Raw genomic sequence first — 17,518 nt, 5'->3', positions numbered from 1 at the left:
CATAACCTTGCATAGGAACATTTCTACATGTCCATCAAAGTCACGATGATCGGAGCCGGCAGCATCGGTTTCACCCGCAAACTGGTACAGGATATTTTGAGTGTGCCCGATCTTGCCGATACGGCATTTGCGTTCACGGACATCAACAAACGCAATCTTGACATGGTGGCGCAACTGGTGCGGCGCGACATCGCCGCCAATAAAAGTCCGGCGAAACTCATTGCCACCACCAACCGTCGCAAGGCCCTTGAAGGCGCGGACTACGTTTTTTCCGTGGTGCGGGTCGGCGGTCTCGATGCATTCAAGCGCGATATCGAAATTCCGCTGAAATACGGCATAGACCAATGCGTGGGCGACACGCTTTGCGCGGGCGGCATCATGTACGCCCAACGCGGCATACCGGCGCTGCTCGATTTCTGCAGGGACATCCGGGACGTGGCCGCGGACAACGCCTTGTTCATGAACTACTCGAATCCGATGGCCATGTTGACATGGGCGTGCAACCAATACGGCGGCGTCAGGACCGTCGGCTTGTGCCACGGCGTCCAAGGGGGCTGCCATCAGATCGCCGATGTGCTCGGTATCCCGCGCCACGAACTCGATATCATCTGCGCGGGGATCAATCACCAAACGTGGTACATCTCCGTCAAACACAGGGGCCGGGAACTCACCGACCGTTTACTCGAAGCCTTTGAGAAGCACCCCGTCTATTCGAAAACGGAAAAAGTGCGGATTGACATGATGCGCCGGTTCGGCTACTACACGACCGAAAGCAACGGCCATGTGTCCGAATATGTGCCGTGGTACCGGAAACGCTCCTCCGAAATCATGCGATGGATCGATCTGAGTTCCTGGATAAACGGGGAAACTGGCGGCTATTTGCGCGACTGCACCGAAAACCGGAACTGGTTCGAGACGGAATTTCCACGCTGGTTGGAGGAACCCGCGCGCGTCTTTTCGGCGGAAAACCGATCGGAGGAACACGGAAGCCGAATCATTGAGGCGCTGGAAACGGGCCGGATCTACCGCGGTTTCTTCAATGTCGTCAACAACGGCTGCATTTCAAATCTGCCGGATGATTGCATCGTGGAGGCGCCGGGGTATGTGGACGGCAACGGGATCAATATGCCGCGCGTGGGGAATCTGCCTTTGGCCTGTGCGGCCACCTGCCATGCCAGCGTGCAGGTACAGCGCATGGCCGTCGAGGCGGCCGTGCATGGCGATGTAACCCTGCTTAAACAGGCCATGCTCCACGATCCGCTCTGCGCGGCGGTCTGCAATCCGGAGGAAATTTGGCAAATGGCCGATGAAATGCTCGTCGCGCTTGCGCCGTGGCTGCCGCAATACCGCCACGAGATTCCCAAGGCCAAAAAACGCCTTGCCACGTCAAGGCCCTTGGGCGTTTATAAAGGGCCGGGGGCCGCGCGATTGAAGACGCGCACCATTGCCGAAATCCGGCGTGGCGCCCAGCCGGTGCGCCTATCGCCGCGGACGGGAAGATAGAGGCCTTGCCCCATGTCGAACCAAAAGAAAAAAACAATGAAAACCATTACGTGCCAGCACTGCCGTTATGAACGCCCTGCCGATGACGCGCATTGCCACATTTGTGGTTATCCTTGGCCCTTTGTCAACGCCCCGAAGAAACCTTCCGGAAAACGTATGCGAAAGCGAACGTCTGTGCTATAATTTTTTATGGTATGAAACGGCCGATCGAAACAAGACGAAGACGGACGGCCCGGCTGGTTGACGGAACGAGGGGTGTTGAACCATGAGTTTTTTCGAGGACATTCTAACATACGCCGTGAAGAATGGCGCTTCAGACGTCCATTTGACCGTCGGCAGCCCCCCGGCTGTGCGCATTGACGGCGTGATTCGGTTCCTGCGCGGAGAAGCGCTGACGCCGAAGGACACATCCGGTTTCGTGGATGAAATCCTCAATGCCGATCAGAAGGATCGTTTCCTGAAGACTGGCGACATGGACGTCGCGCTCAGCATATCGGGTTTGGGACGATTCCGTGTGAATGTGCTTCGCCAGCGCGGTTCCGTGGGGATCGTGATGCGGCATGTCCGCAGCAAAATCCTCGATCTCGCCGCGCTTCATCTTCCCGAGGCCCTTGACCGGATATGCGAGATGCGGCGCGGGCTTGTCCTGGTTACCGGCACCACCGGCAGCGGCAAATCCACCACGCTGGCCTCGTTGATTGACCGCATCAACGATACGCAGCGCCTTCACATCGTCACGCTCGAGGATCCCATCGAATATCTGCACAGCAACAAAAAGAGTATCGTCACACAGCGTGAAATGGCCATTGACACGCGCGATTTTTCTGTGGCGCTGCGGGCCGCCATGCGCGAGGATCCCGACGTGATTCTCATCGGCGAAATGCGCGACCCGGAAACGTTCGCCGCCGCCATGTCCGCCGCCGAAACCGGCCACCTCGTCTTCAGCACGCTTCACACGACAAACGCCATGATGAGCGTTGACCGCATTCTCGACCTGTTTCCCTCCAACCAGCACGATCAGATTCGGTCTCAACTATCGCTTCAGTTGCGCGCATTGGTCGCGCAGCGGCTGCTGCCCACCGCCGACGGCAAAGGCCGCGTGCCGGCCGTCGAGATCATGTTCAACAATCCGGCCATTGCCGCCCTCATCCGTGAAAACAACATCAAGCAAATTCCACTCGCCATTGCCGGCGGGCGCGAGGACGGCATGCAGACCTTCAACAACAGCCTCGTCGGGCTTATCAAGCAGAAACTCATCACTGAGGAAGAGGCCATGTACGCCTCCGACAACCCCGAAGAACTTCGCATGAATCTCCAGGGCATTTTCCTTAGCCAGGGCCGGGGCGGCATCCTCAAGAAATAGCGCCCGTCGCTCCATTCACGTATTGGTCGAGGAATGCGCCGAGACCGGCGGTGTATTGTTCCCGCGAGGCAAACTTGCCGCCTCCGTGGCTTCCATGGATTTCGAGAAAGGTTTTGGGCGCCGCAACGCGTTCGTACAGCATGCGTGCCTGGGCAAAGGGGACGGTGGCATCATCCACGCTGTGGATGATCAACACGGGACTGCGAATACGTCCGACTTTCTCGATGTTGGCAAAACGATGCCGTGCAATCAGGCGCGCGGGAATCCAAGGATGTGCGCTGGACACCACATCGGGGATGGAAGTGAACGTGGCTTCCAGAATGACCGCGCCCGCCACGACCTCGGCGGCAAGATCCGCCGTCACGCCCCCGCCCATCGAACTGCCCATCAACACAATCCGTTCCGGGGGTATCTTGCGCACGTTGACGAGATGATTCCACATGGCCCGGATATCCGCATGGCACCGCGCTTCCGAGGGTTTTCCCGTGCTTTGGCCGTACCCGCCGTAATCGTACATGAGGATGGAAAAACCGAGATCGCGCAACAACGCCATATCGTCCAGATAATGCGAAATGTTCTTGCCGCTCCCGTGCGAATACAGCACGGCGCCGCGCGCGTTTTCGTGCGGAATCCACCACCCGTGCGTCCGTCCGTCCGGCGTTTCGGACCACACGTCCTCATAGGCCCATTTCAGCGCGTCCGGAGTCTGCACGAGCGCCGTGCTGCGCCTCCCGAACAGGAGACGATCCTGGATTGCCCAGACTCCCGCCACAATAAGTCCGTAAAAACCGGCTCCGCCCAGCAGGAGGACGTAGAGGCCTTTGCGGACCGAGGATCGTGATATCAAACGCATTCTCCTTCCTGCCGTTTTAATTCCCCGCCGGAATGGTGAGCATCGTCACGCTGTAAGGATTCACGTTCAGCCGATCATCCGTGACAACAAGGGAAACTTCCTGTATCTTGACCTTATCCCGGTTGTTCTCGTCATTATAGGCGTCTGGATCGTCATGCTGAATCAACCAGCCGGATATCGTCTTGGGCAAGGCTAATCCATCCGCCTCCCATTGGATTGTCTTCTTTCTGTCGGTTGTGTTTACAAGGGCCAACGTGAGGGCGCTCCGATCTTCTTTCCAGGCGGCGGCAACGTCCAGCCCGTCCGTCGTCTCTTCCACGGCAACGGGGATGGTTCCGAAATGATGGCGGTACAACTTCAGCGCCTGTCCGGTGGTTTCCAGCCAGGCCTTCGTCCCCGTGGTCTTGATGGCGCCGATGACATTGACCGTCTGCGCGTAATTCGCCATGAAATACAGGTCGCTGTTGCGGAACATGGCGTGAAGCGCGGCGGCGCAGCCCAGGGCATCCCGCAGGAAATACCGCGTGCCCAGTTCGCCGTAGAGATACGGCCCGTACCAGTAATTCCATTCATCCAAGGCGATGCGGATGTCCTTTTCTTTCAGTCCGGCAATGGATGCACGATACCCGCGATGGATGTTTGCGACACGATCTATTGCATCCACGGCCATTCGGACATGTTCCGTTACGTCTTTCTTGTGTTGCCAATAGAGATGTTCGCTAAGAAGCGTCATGTGATCGGCGCAGCGGGTGAGCATGGTTTCGCTCCATGGGCCCGCGGCGCCGACGCCGATACATTGCGCATTCGGCGAAACAGTCCGGATGGCATCCACCACGGCATTATGTTTGTTTACATATTCTTCAAGGGGCATGTGGCCCAATTGCCATTCCCCGTACATCTCATTGCCCACGGCCCACCATTTGACGTTCCACGGTTCGGATCGCCCATTGGCCGCGCGTTTGGCGCCCTCGGGAGTGTCCGCCGCGCCGGTTATGTATTGCACTTCAGCCGCCGCGGAGGAGGCATCGCCCAGTCCGGTGTTCAGCGCCACATAGGGCTCTGTTTTCAATAGTTCGCAGAAATGCATGAACTCGTGAATGCCGACATCGTTGTGTTCAATGCCGGTCCAAGCTGGATTCTTGCGCGGGGGGCGCTTGTCTCGATCGCCGATGCCATCGCGCCAGTCATAGCCGCTGACGAAATTGCCGCCTGGCCAGCGATAAATGGGTGAATCCAGTTCGCGCAGCAACGAAAGCACGTCCCTGCGGAAACCGTCCACATGGTCCGCGGGCATAAGGGATACCGCCCCGATATGCACCGTGCCTTGTCCGGCGCAGCGGATAATCAACCGGCCATCGTGCGTGTTTCCCCCGGCGGTCAGAGTAAAAGGGTATTTGGAAAAGGCATCGCCTTGTATATTGAAAGCGGCCACGGCCGCGTCCGAGTCTGTTTTGCCCCATTGCAGCACTGCCTCCACGCGATCCATCGTGCCGGTTGTTTTCAGAATGACATATCCCGTGTAGGCACGGTCTTTTTCCAGGGCCAACCGCGGATGATAGATTCCGCGCAATTCATCGGATCCATCCACGGAAAGCACCGGATCATGGTCGCCCACGAAAGGGTGGTCCGTGTTCATGGATACCGCGTCCGCCGGACCGAGAATCTGCCAAGGTGACGCCACGACGATCTCATAGGGAATTCCGTCACCTTCCCATGATACGTTCTTGCCCTTGTTTTGCGCCCAACCGGACTGCTTTCCGTCTACCGGGTAGAAGAACTTACGGTCTTCCAGCATTTCCGCCCAGATGCCGCCATAGATGCACCGCCCCAGATGTTCGATGAACTGCCCATAGACAAAAGGCGAGATGGGGGCCTTGGTCTCTCGAATGTTGATCTTGATGCGGTCTGCGCCTGATGCGTCCCGGCCGCATAAGGAGGAAAGCAGTACCAGCGCAACCGATGCGGACGTTCGTATATTTTTCATTGTACACTCCTCTCGTTGTCCGGGCCATGGCGCCCTGTCAATGGCAACAGTCCCTTGCGGCTCGGCCGCGATGTTTCCATCAAAGGGTTACTTTCTTTGCCCGCACCCCCCCCGTGCGGCGCATGGAAGTTGCGGACAAAGAAAGTAAAACTCGGAAATTCCAAAAACATCATACTGGATTATGACCCTCCCGCGCATGCGTCATAATAAAGTTGTTGGGGCGCGCTTGCCCGGTTGCGGCATTCCCCGGTAAAATCCGCCTTTGCCGCAATCTTGCACGGAATTTGCCTCATGAAGAAAGGTGTTTGAATCATGCCGCGTGTTTTCGTTACGCGCCCGATACCGGATGCAGGCTTGAAACTGTTGCATGAAGCCTTTGGCGGCGACGTCGTTGTGTCGCAAGATGATCGCCCGATATCGCGTGAGGCCCTCTTGGAGGGCGTGCGGGGCGTCCATGGAGTGTTGTCTATCCTGACGGATGCGATGGACGAGGAGGTCTTCGAGGCTGCCGGGCCGCAACTGAAGGTCGTCGCGAATTACGCCGTCGGCTACAACAACGTGGATATCGCCGCCGCCACGCGGCGCGGCATCGTGGTCACGAACACGCCGGGCGTATTGACCGAAACGACGGCGGACATGACGTGGGCGCTGATGATGGCCGCGGCGCGGCGCGTGACGGAATCGGAACGTTATCTTCGCGCGGGGGAATGGAAATCGTGGGGGCCGCAACTGTTCCTCGGCGTGGACATTCACGGACAAACCCTCGGCCTTTTCGGCATGGGCCGCATCGGCCAAGCCATGGCGCGGCGGGCGCGGGGATTCGATATGCGCGTCATCTACCATGACGCAGTCCGGCTTCCGGCGGATCGGGAAAACGAATTGAATGCCGCCCTTGTGGAGAAGCAGACGCTTTTGGCCGAATCGGATTTTATTTCGATCCATTGCCCGTTGCTGCCGGAAACGACGCATGCCTTCGGCGCGGCGGAGTTCGCGCGCATGAAGCCGACGGCCGTTTTGGTCAATACCGCCCGCGGACCGATCGTGGACGAGGCCGCCTTGGCCGAAGCCTTGTCCTCGAGGCGCATTTTTGCCGCCGGACTCGACGTGTACGAGCGCGAGCCTGAAATACATCCCGCATTGCTGGCTTGTCCAAACGCGGTCTTGGTTCCGCATCTCGGCAGCGCCACGCGGACCACGCGCGCGCGCATGGCGGAAATGGCCGCCGCCAATCTCATCGCGGCGCTGTCGGGCCGCGACGTGCCGAACTGCGTCAATCCGGAAGTGCTTGAAATTTTCCCGAAGGGAAGTTGACTACATCTTCTTGCTTCGCCAAAATAGGCAAAACGACTGGGTGGAGATGATAAAATGAGCCTTTTGGGGCTGGATGTCGGAACCACGGGAACCAAGGGCGTCGCGTTCGATCTCGATGGGCGGGTGGTGGCGTCCGCGTATCGGGAATATCCGTTGATATCGCCGAGGCCGGGCTGGCAGGAACTCGATCCCGAACGCGTATGGACGTGCGTGAAGGCCGTTCTGGCGGAAATCGCCCGCGCGACGCGCCACGATCCCATTCAATCCATGGCGGTTTCCTGCCAGGGTGAGGCGTGCCATCCCGTCGACCGCGACGGACGCTGTCTGGCAAACAGCCTGGTCACGTTCGACGGGCGGACGGCCCACATGCCCGCGTGGTGGCTCGAACGCAAATCCCGTTATGAACTGGCCCGGATTTCCGGCATGCCGCTGCACGGCATGTACACCATCAACAAGGCGATGTGGTTCAGGGAGAATGGTCCAGAAATCTTCGCCAAGACATGGAAATTTCTCTGTTACGAGGATTTCGTCCATCTCCGTCTCGGCCTCGAACCCGTAATGAGTTTTCCGCTCGCGGCGCGAACCATGGCCTTCGACATCCACGCCGGCGACTGGTCGGATGAACTGCTGGGCATTGCGGGACTTGACCGTTCGCTGTTTGCGCGCACCGCGCCATCCGGGTCCGTTGTGGGAACGATTCCGGATTCCGTCGCCGATGCGATCGGCTTGCCCCGCGGGATTGTCGTCGCGACCGGCGGTCACGATCAACCCGCCGGCGCCTTGGGGGCGGGCATTCTCGACAGCGGCGAAGCGATGTATGCCACGGGGACGGTCGAGTGTATTTGCGCCATATTCGACCGTTTTTCCCTTACGGAAGAGGCATTGGAAGGCAATGTCTGCTGTTATCCCAGTTGTGTGTCGGGTCTTTACGCGAGCCTGGGTTTCAATTTTACCGGCGGCGCGCTTTTGAAGTGGTATCGCGACACCTTGGCGGAATCCGAACGGGCCCTTGCGGAAGAATCCGGCCGGGATGTTTACGACATCATTTGCGAATCCGTTCCGCAAGAACCGGAGCATCTCCTTGTCCTGCCTCATTTTACGATGACCGGCACCCCGCACTTTGACCCCATGGGACGCGGCGCCATTCTGGGGTTGACCCTCAACACCGACAAACCGGCAATCGTGAGCGCGATCCTCTCCGGCGTGGTCTATGAAATGAAATTGAATTTGGAATTGTTACAATCAGCAGGCGTGAGGATTCAACGGCTTCGCGCCATTGGTGGAGGCGCGAAAAGCCGTATTTGGGTGCAGCGCAAGGCGGATATCATGGGAATTCCGGTGGCGGTGTTGGAAGCGTCGGAAGCCGCATCGCTGGGCGTGGCGATGTTGGGTGGGAAAGCCGCAGGAATTGTGGATGACTTGCGCGCCATGGCGGCGCGGGTGGTGAAGATTCGTGATGTATTTGAACCCAATCCGAAGCGAAATGCCGTGTATGAAGAACTTTTTTCGGCCTACCGGTCGTTGTACCCGGCCATTCGAGAAATCAACTGGAAACTGGCCATGTTGGAAGAGAAGGCGTAATGGAACCCAAAACAACCAAAACGGAAAGAACATTGGAATCGGGAATCACGAAAAATCTTTTTGAACTACCCCGGACCATACGAAAAGAGATTCATAAATGCGCCGCCCATTCGACGGGAGAAGGCGCCGACGAGGCCAGCATTCGTTTTCTCTGGATTAACATCGCCGATCGGACAACGGATTCGCAGTCGGATATTTCCAGCGGCGTCCTCAATGCCGACGACTGGCTCAACGTGATAGACGAGGCGGCGTCGCTGGGGGTATGTTGTATTGTCATCTGCACCGGAGAAGCCCTTCAGGACAATCCCTGCCTTTGGACTATCTGCCATTGGGCGCAACAAATTCATGGGCTGGATGTAGGCATTCATGCGCGTTGCGCCGAGATAGGCCCGCGGGAGATTGAAGAACTCAAACGCTTGGATCGCTCGCATACATGGCTGTTCGTGAACAGCGAGGTGTACGAAAAATGGGCCGCCTTGGAGCATGAGAACATCCGGGTCCGCATTGCGGACGTGTGCGCGGAAGATCACGAACCGCCTTGCGACATGCCCGACAGCCTGGTTTTTGTGGCGCCGGATGGCAATCTGTACACGTGCGGCCTCGTGATCGGCAATGACCAATACCGCCTTGGTCATATTATGGAGCGTCCGTTGAATTCCGTTATTGGCGACCCGTCCCTCCCGCATTTTATTCCAAAATCGGTGCCGCATCGCGAAAACGGTTGTGCCGGATGTCCGCCCATTCTCGCCAAGCGCATGGCCGATGAGGCCAATCACCCTTCGCACGTCTGATGCCGCGCCAGCGCTTCCCGGATTCGTTCGACATATTCCATCGGAAGCCGGATAGCGCCCATATCCGGTTCTTTTTTGATGGCGGTGCCATGGCAGTCCGAGCCGCCCGAAATCAGCAGGCCGCGTTCTTCCGCCAATCGGATGAGGCTTTTCGTCTGGGTGGGCGTGTGCTTGGTGTGGAACGCTTCGAGGCCGTCGAAGGGCATTTTGAGGAGAGTGGGGAGCAATTTGGGGACGGCGCTGCCGACGCCCGGATGGGCCAGAAAAGCAAGGCCGCCGGCGCTGTGGATCAAATCGATCGCCTCACGACAAGGCATTGCCGCCTTCGGCACATAGGCCTTTCGTCCGCTGCGAATGAACCGATCGAAACCCTCCTGCACCGTTTTCGTGATCCCGCGATCCTTCAGTGCGCGCGCGATATGAACGCGTCCCAGGGCGCCGCCACCCGTCAATTGCGCCTCTATCTCATCGCGTGAAATTTCGACCCCGCAACGCTTCAATTCATCAAGGATTTGATCGATTCGCCGCGATCGCGCCTCGCGCTGGGATGCGAGTCCCTTGCGCAAATCCTCATCCTCGACCCTGAGACCAAGTCCCAGGACGTGTACTTCGGCATGTCCGTACGACGCACTGATTTCCACGCCCGTCAAGAACCCCATCCCTATCGCATACGCCCTTTCGCGTGCTTCGGCCACGCTCGTTATCGTGTCGTGATCTGCGATGGCAACAGCGGAAAAACCCAGGGCCGCCGCGCGTTCGATCACGCGTTCCGGGCGGTCGGAACCGTCCGAATGGTTGGTGTGCAAGTGAAGGTCTGCGTAAGGGGTCATGGTGTGGCGATCGGCCGTGGGCCGCCGTTTATAAACTCGTGGACATGCCGCAATGGCCCGCAATGGCTCGTCAATCGAGGCAAGATGGCGGAGGGTGAGGGACTCGAACCCTCAAGCCCGAAGGCGCCGGTTTTCAAGACCGGTGGATTGCCAATTATCCTAACCCTCCATGCACGATTTGATTGTACTGCAATTTCATGCCCGTTTGCACGTGAAATCCAACAAAAACGGCAAAATCCCTTTTGCTTGGCCGTTGCGTCATCCGGGTTGCATTTTGGAGCGGGCCGGTTACAGTTTGATTGTTTTTCCCGTCGCGGCGGACTTGTAAATCGCTTCGATGAGCGCCACCGACCGGCGACCTTCGGGACCGTCCACAAAGGGCGGGCGATCTTCCTGGATGGCCTTGACGAAGTCCTGTATCTGGCGCCGGTGGCCCTCGCATTTCAGATGGCTCAGCGGATCGCCCGCGCCCGAACCGAGCGCGGATTCGCCGCCGAACGTGGCTCGGAGGCGCGCATCGGCCTTGGTTTCTTTTCTGAATTGCCAAAACCGCAATTCGCCGTCTTCGAGCACGGCGCTTCCTTCGGACCCGTGGATTTCGACCTTGGCGGCATGTCCGGGCCAAATCGCCGTGCTTGCTTCGATGACGCCGAGCGCGCCGTTTTCAAATTGAATGGTCGCACAGGCCAGATCCTCGACTTCGATGCGGTCGTGCGCGAGGATGCGCGATTCGGCCCGTACCCATTTTGCCGGACCCATGAACCAGAGAAGCAAATCTACCTGGTGAATGCCCTGGTTGATGAGCGCGCCGCCGCCATCGAGTTTCCATGTGCCGCGCCATTGGCTGCTGTCGTAATATTCCTGCGACCGGAACCATTTGATATAGGCGTCGCCAAGCACAAGCCGGCCGAAACGCCCCTGCTCAACCGCCTTGCGAATCCGCTGCGCCCCTTCCGCGAAACGGCTCTGGAACACGCAGCCCAGTTTGACCCCGGCCTGGGCCGCGGCTTCAATCAGGCGGTCAATTTTTCGGGTGTTGATTTCCAGGGGTTTCTCCGCCAGGATGTGCTTGCCCGCAGCGGCGCAGGTTTCGCCCATTGTGCCCCGCACCCCGCTGGGAACGCACAGGCACACGGCGTCCACGTCCTTGCGATCCAGCAGCCTGCGGTAGTCCGTGTACCATGATGCCCCATATTTTTCCGCGAGGGTTCGCGCATTTTGTTCGACCACGTCCGACACGGCCACCAATTTTGCGCCGCGTACCTGCGACAACGCTTCCGCATGCACCGGTCCGATGTTTCCACAACCGATAATCCCAAAACCCAATCGTGCCATGATTTGTTCTCCCGATAGCGATTTTCGAGGCGGAAGTGGCGCCCCGCATGTTTGACCGGCGGGCGGCCCTTCCCGTTCTAAACCGTTTCATGCGCGTATCCGGTCGCCCTGCCCGGAGTACCGAATGCCGCGCGATTGTTTGCATTATTATCTTTATCCGCAACTTCTGTGCATGATGCGCAGAAATTACGGACAAAGAAATCATACCCAGGATGGAGGCATTGCGGCTGAACCGCAATGGGGTGATGAAACTCAGGCCCGTTCAATGCGTTTTTCTGGGGATTCCGAATGCTTGGGCAGTTCATATCCCTTGCGACGTGGTCTTGAGAGCATGGTGTTTCCTTCGGGACAGTTCGTGAATCGTTCCGATTTCGGATTCCATTTCAAGGTTTCACCGACACGCCCAAGGTCGCGCGCAATATTTACAAGATAGCACAAGGTCGAACTGCGCTGGCCGTACTCGATGTCGGCGGTGCAGGTCTCGCGAGTTTTGATGCACTCAATCCAATTTTCGACGTGCGGCTGGCTTTCCATAACCTTGAGCGGCTCGGGCCGATCCGCCTTCAGAATGATGTCTTTCGGATCGGATGCGATGCGGTCGCGGTTGATTTCGATCCGGCCCTTTTCGCCGATAAAGACACATCCGAGTCCGGGGCCGTTGTCCGCATCGAGATGGCAAAGAAGTTGCGCGCCGTTTGCGAACTTCATGCGGACCTTCGCGCGTGGGCCGGAAAGGTTTCGGACCATGTGATAGAAATTTGATCCGGTTTCCTCCGGTCCCGCTTCGCGGTTCTCGAATTTTCCGCAGGGTCCTGAGGTGACTGGTTCTTCCAGAACAACTTCGACCGGGCCGGTCTTGTCGGTGCCCAAACCGCGTTGCACTTGATCGTAACTGTGCGTGCCCCAACCTGTTACGCCAAACGAGATACCGCCGCCGTCATAATCCCACCAGCGCGCCCATCCTTCATGCAGTTCACGGCGATAGGGCCGGTATTCGGCCTGATTGGTCCATGTCTCCCACCAGTCGTCGCAACCGCCCGCGGGCATTTCCTCGCCCTCTTTGGGCGTCCAGCGCGACGGGCACACGAAATTCGGCGCGAGCACGCTCGTGACCTTGCCGATGGTGCCGTTCTTGACGAGGTCGCTGGCCCAATTGTTGAGCGGCATTGATCGTTGCTGGGTGCCGACCTGTGTCACGCGTTTGAATTTCCGTGCGCATTTGACCATCTCGCGGCCCTCGGCGATAGTCAGGCACATCGGCTTTTCGATATACACATCCATGCCCATCGCCATCGCGTGGCAGGTGACCCATGCCCGCGCGTGGGTCGTCGTGATGACCATCACTCCATCGAGTTTTTCGCGTTCAATCATGCGCCGAAAATCGGTATAGGGATTCCATTTCTGCCCATCCGGCTGAAGTTCAAGGAACTTGTCCACCCGTGGCTTGAAACAGTCGCAAATCGCCGCAATCCGCATGTTGGGAATGCGCGCGCATGTTTCCGCCAAGTGGCGGCAACGGCCGCCCAAGCCAATCAAGCCGATGTTCACCGTCTCGTTGGCCCCGGCGCCGGTGCGCCCAAGGGCTTTCGGCGACAGGATCAGCGGCGCCGCCGCCACGGCGGTCTTCAAAAAACTTCTCCGACTTAGCATTCTTTACCTCCTTGACTTCGTTACAGCGCGGATATGTCTTGTACCGATGTTCATTCTACTCTTTTACAGGCACCTTTTCCCACAGGCCGGTCTTGGCCGATTTCAGCACGGTATCGCACACGTATTGTGTTTCGAGCGCATCGCGGAAATTGGGCCTCGCGGGCACGCCCGTTTCGAGTCCCTTCAGGAAATCGGCAAGTGCGTTGATAAACGTGTGCTCGTACCCGATAACGCATCCGGGCACCCACCACTGCTTCATGTAGGGATGATCGGCATCGGTCACGAGGATGGTCCGCCAGCCGTGGACATGCGAATCGTCGCCGTGATCGTAGTACTGGAGTTGATGCGCGTCTTCGAGATCGAAATAAATCGAACCCTTGTCGCCGTTGACTTCAAAAGTGTTTTGATTTTTCCGGCCGCGGGCATAGCGGGTAGACTCGAAGGTGGCCAGCGCGCCATTCTTAAAACGGGCGAGGAACGCGCAGGCATCGTCAATGCCCACCGGCTTGCGAACACCCGGTTCATCCTGCAATGCACGCTCTTTGATGAACGTCTCCGTCATCGCCGATACCTTGTCCACGCCGCCGATGAGCCAGATGGCCGTGTCAATCGAGTGCGCCAGCAGGTCGCCGGTCACGCCGCTGCCCGCCACGTCTATATCGAGCCGCCACAGCGCCGCGCCGCCCTGCGGCAAGTCGGGGCTGATCGTCCAGTCTTGGAGATATTTCGCCCGATAATGGAACACGCGCCCGATTCGTCCCTCGTCAATCAACTGTTTTGCCAGGGAAATCGCCGGCACGCGCCGATAATTGAACCATACCATGTTCGGCACGCCCGCCTTTTCGATGGCTTCCGTCATCGCAAGACCTTCGGCGGCATTCATGGCCAGAGGTTTCTCGCAGAGGACCATCTTCCCGGCCTCCGCCGCCGCGATGGCGATGTCCTTATGCGTGTTGTTCGGGCTTCCAATGTCTATGACGTCAATGTCTTTGCGCTCGACCAGTTTCCGCCAGTCGGTCTCGACGCTTTCCCAGCCCCAGTTCGCGGCGAAGGCGTTGATTTTGTCCGCCTTGCGTGCGCAGGCCGCCTTGAGGACCGGTTGGTAATCCAAGGTGAAGAACTGGTTTACCTTGCGGTACGCATTGGAATGCGCCCGCCCCATGAATCCATAGCCAATCAACCCGATGTTCAACTTCTTTGTCGCCATTACGTGTCCTCCCGCTGCCGCAATGTGCGGCGTTTATGTCGAACCGTTCCCGCTTTTTATTCTATCACGATTAGGGTCAGGGTCCAAGCGTGCGTTTTTGGCGCCGAATTCTAATTTTTGAGACCTTCACGACTCCAAGAACACGGTACTCGCAACGATGCTTTTTTTGTTTGACAAATTACAGCAAAGTGTGTAGATTAGGGTACTTGAGGCAAGTGGAGGGAAGTGACGCAATGTATTTCAATCGCCGCAGTGTACATGCAAGCGCCGGTGTGGCATTGATTGAAGTCATGTTCGCGACGGGAATCATGGCGCTTACGCTCAGTATGATTTTTGGTTCCATTATCAGCCTGAGCGATTTGGGCTCCATATCGGATAGCCGGCGTATTGCGTCCTGCCGTCTGGCCGGCGTGCTCGAACAGTTGCGCACGCTCTCCTATGACGAGGCGCTTGCTTTCGCGCCACCGGCCTCCGATGCGGTGGAAACGGTGGTTGTCGAATGCGTGGACGCAAGGGGCGAACCGATTCGCCTGCCGATGGCCGGGCAATCCCTGGCAGAACCGTTGCCGCGTCCGCTCGAAATGCGCGCCACGGTGACGCGCATGGACTCCAAAGGGCATTCGCACGTGGTTTCCGGTTCCGTGCTGATAACGAGGTAGACCATGCGACGCGACGGTTTCTCATTGATTGAACTTCTCTTCGCGATATCGTTGCTGGTGGTGGCGACCGGTTCGTTGTTCGGCCTTGCCATCGGCGTGCAGCGTGTGGCCGAGTCGCAGGAAGCCTCGATTCGTGCCCAAGAAGAGGCAGGAAAGGCGCTTCTCCGGACTGTGCGCGAACTCGCGGGCGCCGCCGCCGCCACATTGACGCCTCTACCGGGGCCTTCGCTTTCGTTCCAGATTGCAACCGATACGGACGGCAACGGTGTTGCGCTGGCTCGAAACGGCACGGTGGAATTGTCCGATGTTCGCAATATCCGCCGTGAAAACGACGATGAAAACGGGGATGGCGTCGTCAATAGCCAGTTGCTGCTGTTCAAGGGCGATGCCATGCGCGTTTTGTGTAACGGTCTCACGCCCAATGAAGACGCCAACGGAAACGGGGTGCTGGACGACGGCGAGGATCTAAACGGCAACAAGCGCCTGGAGCGCGGCATCTGGTTCGAGTCCGCGGGAAAGGCCGTTCGCGTGACGATTGACACCCAGTTTCCCGACACGCGCGGGCATTGGTACACGGCCACCTTGACCCAGGACGTCATACCGAGGAACTAAGCATGATACGCCGTACAGAGAATCCGGACGCGGGCATGGCGATGCTGCTGGCGTTGATGTTCATCGCCGCGGCGCTGGTTATTTTGAATACCGTGGCCGTGCGCCTCAAGAGCGACGTGCGGCAGTCGGATGTGTTCGTTCAGGCGAACGGGGCGCTGAACGCGGTGGAATTTGCCTTGGCGCGAAGCGTTGCCGAGTTGCAGGCGGGCCGGACCGGCTCCATCGGTGTCGCGCAATGGGCCGGTTTGGCCGAAGGAAAAGTCGCCGCGCCGAATGCCGGGGTGCCGGGCGGTCTCGCGCTTCCCGCGTTCGACGAGGCCGGCGTGTCGCCGGTAAAGACGCCCGACGGCACGGCGGACTACTGGGTCGTGGCGCTCGATTGGGCGTCGGACGGCCTCGATAACAACGGTGACGGCGTAGTGGACGGCGTAGAAGAGGCCGGTTTGTATGGATTATACGCGGCGGCCCGGTGCCAGGCGACCGAGCGAAGGGTCGAGGCCATTTACCGGGCGGGCGAAGGCGATCCGCGCACTTTTGCGCGTGTGGCATGGCGAGAACTGGCGCCCTGACGGGCGAAAGACGAGGTGACGATATGCCGGTATACGAATACAGCGGCACGGACCATGAAGGAAAAACCGTAATGGGTTCCCTGGAAGCGGAATCGGCGCATCAGGCGTCCGTCGTCTTGACGGAACGCGGGATTGCCATCTCGAACTTGGTCGATCGCGATCAGCCGCCGTCCGCGACCCTGTCCGAGCGCGCAACCGCGCTCAATGCCAAGGATATCGCGTTTCTGACGGAGCAATTGCTGACAATTACGCAGAGCGGGTTGCCCATCTCGCCCGCGCTCAAGGAACTGGGCAAGGACGTTCGCAGCCGGCGTGTGAGGCGCGTCATTACAGACATCCAGAAACGCCTTGAATCCGGCGCCACGCTCGAGGAAGCTCTCAAATCGCATCCGGAAGCCTTTTCGCAGGTGTATCTGAGCCTGATTCGCGCCGGCGAGCGCACCGGCAACCTGCCAAAGGTACTGGGCCAACTGGCAACGTATGCCAACCGGCAGGTGGAGATCCGCAGCAGACTTGAAGAGGTTCTTGCCTATCCAATTTTTCTTATTATTGCTGTCGTGACGATGCTGACCATTTTCAGCATCGTCATTCTTCCCAACTTTGAAAACATCTATGCCACCTTCGGACGCCAACTGCCGTGGCCGACACGGGCCGCGTTCGCAATCGGCCATTTCTTCGGATTCCTTGGCGAGAAGTTCATGCAGGCATCCCCGAGGGAACTGATGTATGGGGGATTGGGCCTGCTGGTTCTCTGGCTTTTGATTCGTATTGCCCGCACGACCGAATGGGGCGCCCGTTTGGCGGACCGGATCAAATTGCGCATCCCGTTTTTCCGCACGATCTACGCCACTTCGCTGGTCGAGCGATTCACCCGGTGCCTGGGAATGCTGCTGAGCAACCAGGCTCAGGCCCCGGAAAGCATCATTCTCGCGGCCGCCGCGACGGGCAGCCCGTCCTTCCGCGGAGCGGGCATGGGCGCCGCCCTGTTGGTGTCGCACGGTGAAAGGCTCGTGTCCGCGCTGGCGGGCACCCGCCGGTTTCGCCGAAGTTATCTTTGGATTTTGGGCAATGCGGAAGAACACGGGCGGGCGCCGGAAGCCCTTCTGAGCCTTGCGGAATCCTACGAACGCGAAGTAACGCGCCGTACGCGCCTGCTTTTGACCATGTCCGGTCCCGCCTTGACGGTGGCGATGGGCTTGATCATCGCGTTCGTGGTCATTGCCATGTTTTTGCCGGTCTTGAATCTCAGTTCACTGGTCGGAGCATAAAG

Annotated in this window: 15 protein-coding genes and 1 tRNA gene; 9 read left to right on the top strand and 7 right to left on the bottom strand. The window is 58.6% G+C overall.

The window, feature by feature from the left end; all coding sequences use genetic code 11:
• The first annotated feature begins 27 nt into the window (after positions 1-27).
• Together P5540_09000 and P5540_08995 are read left to right on the top strand one after the other, a co-directional pair.
• Positions 28-1,503 (top strand): alpha-glucosidase/alpha-galactosidase, encoded by a 1,476-nt coding sequence (locus P5540_09000; protein HRT64954.1) that lies wholly within the window; start codon positions 28-30, stop codon positions 1,501-1,503.
• Between the two features lie 265 nt (positions 1,504-1,768).
• Positions 1,769-2,866: a type IV pilus twitching motility protein PilT gene (locus tag P5540_08995; protein HRT64953.1), complete on the top strand. Its 1,098-nt coding sequence runs from the start codon at positions 1,769-1,771 to the stop codon at positions 2,864-2,866.
• On the opposite strand, the gene P5540_08990 is transcribed toward P5540_08995, so the two are convergent.
• The gene (locus tag P5540_08990) at positions 2,856-3,719 is read right to left on the bottom strand and encodes an alpha/beta fold hydrolase (protein ID HRT64952.1); all 864 of its coding nucleotides are present in this window, start codon (positions 3,717-3,719) and stop codon (positions 2,856-2,858) included. The two genes, P5540_08995 and P5540_08990, sit on opposite strands and share 11 nt — an antisense overlap.
• Positions 3,720-3,735: 16 nt before the next feature.
• Positions 3,736-5,703, bottom strand: a complete 1,968-nt coding sequence (locus P5540_08985; GenBank protein HRT64951.1) for an alpha-L-arabinofuranosidase C-terminal domain-containing protein — start codon at positions 5,701-5,703, stop codon at positions 3,736-3,738.
• Between the two features lie 312 nt (positions 5,704-6,015).
• On the opposite strand from P5540_08985, the gene P5540_08980 reads away from it, so the two are divergent.
• Genes P5540_08980 through P5540_08970 form a run of 3 tightly spaced genes read left to right on the top strand, consistent with a single transcriptional unit; the run spans position 6,016 to position 9,386 of the window.
• Positions 6,016-7,014 (top strand): D-glycerate dehydrogenase, encoded by a 999-nt coding sequence (locus P5540_08980; GenBank protein ID HRT64950.1) that lies wholly within the window; start codon positions 6,016-6,018, stop codon positions 7,012-7,014.
• A 54-nt stretch (positions 7,015-7,068) separates the two neighbouring features.
• Positions 7,069-8,595, top strand: a complete 1,527-nt coding sequence (locus P5540_08975; GenBank protein ID HRT64949.1) for an FGGY-family carbohydrate kinase — start codon at positions 7,069-7,071, stop codon at positions 8,593-8,595.
• Positions 8,596-8,627: 32 nt separating this feature from the next.
• On the top strand, positions 8,628-9,386 hold the full coding sequence (locus P5540_08970) for an SPASM domain-containing protein (GenBank protein ID HRT64948.1): 759 nt from the start codon (positions 8,628-8,630) through the stop codon (positions 9,384-9,386).
• Here the strand turns inward: P5540_08970 and P5540_08965 are convergent.
• The 5 genes from P5540_08965 to P5540_08945 form a co-directional block, all read right to left on the bottom strand.
• A complete protein-coding gene (locus P5540_08965; protein ID HRT64947.1) occupies positions 9,368-10,216 on the bottom strand; it encodes a PHP domain-containing protein in 849 nt (282 codons plus the stop codon). The two genes, P5540_08970 and P5540_08965, sit on opposite strands and share 19 nt — an antisense overlap.
• Positions 10,217-10,301: 85 nt before the next feature.
• A tRNA-Ser gene (locus tag P5540_08960) sits at positions 10,302-10,385 on the bottom strand.
• A 119-nt stretch (positions 10,386-10,504) separates the two neighbouring features.
• The gene (locus P5540_08955; protein ID HRT64946.1) at positions 10,505-11,551 is read right to left on the bottom strand and encodes a Gfo/Idh/MocA family oxidoreductase; all 1,047 of its coding nucleotides are present in this window, start codon (positions 11,549-11,551) and stop codon (positions 10,505-10,507) included.
• 252 nt (positions 11,552-11,803) lie between these two features.
• Positions 11,804-13,201, bottom strand: coding sequence for a Gfo/Idh/MocA family oxidoreductase (locus P5540_08950; GenBank protein HRT64945.1), 1,398 nt, complete (start codon positions 13,199-13,201; stop codon positions 11,804-11,806).
• 55 nt (positions 13,202-13,256) lie between these two features.
• On the bottom strand, positions 13,257-14,408 hold the full coding sequence (locus tag P5540_08945; GenBank protein ID HRT64944.1) for a Gfo/Idh/MocA family oxidoreductase: 1,152 nt from the start codon (positions 14,406-14,408) through the stop codon (positions 13,257-13,259).
• A gap of 233 nt (positions 14,409-14,641) precedes the next feature.
• Between P5540_08945 and P5540_08940 the strand changes: the two genes are divergently transcribed.
• Genes P5540_08940 through P5540_08925 form a run of 4 tightly spaced genes read left to right on the top strand, consistent with a single transcriptional unit; the run spans position 14,642 to position 17,516 of the window.
• On the top strand, positions 14,642-15,067 hold the full coding sequence (locus P5540_08940) for a hypothetical protein (GenBank protein ID HRT64943.1): 426 nt from the start codon (positions 14,642-14,644) through the stop codon (positions 15,065-15,067).
• 3 nt (positions 15,068-15,070) lie between these two features.
• Positions 15,071-15,679 (top strand): prepilin-type N-terminal cleavage/methylation domain-containing protein, encoded by a 609-nt coding sequence (locus tag P5540_08935; protein ID HRT64942.1) that lies wholly within the window; start codon positions 15,071-15,073, stop codon positions 15,677-15,679.
• A 2-nt stretch (positions 15,680-15,681) separates the two neighbouring features.
• Positions 15,682-16,248, top strand: coding sequence for a hypothetical protein (locus tag P5540_08930; protein ID HRT64941.1), 567 nt, complete (start codon positions 15,682-15,684; stop codon positions 16,246-16,248).
• Positions 16,249-16,271: 23 nt separating this feature from the next.
• Entirely contained in the window at positions 16,272-17,516 is a 1,245-nt protein-coding gene (locus P5540_08925) for a type II secretion system F family protein (GenBank protein HRT64940.1), read from the top strand.
• Positions 17,517-17,518 lie beyond the last annotated feature (2 nt).

The organism is Candidatus Hydrogenedentota bacterium (assembly GCA_035450225.1).
Lineage (GTDB): Bacteria > Hydrogenedentota > Hydrogenedentia > Hydrogenedentales > SLHB01 > DSVR01.
The sequence above is the reverse complement of the archived record's forward strand: the minus strand, read 5'-3'. Positions and strand labels throughout refer to the sequence as shown.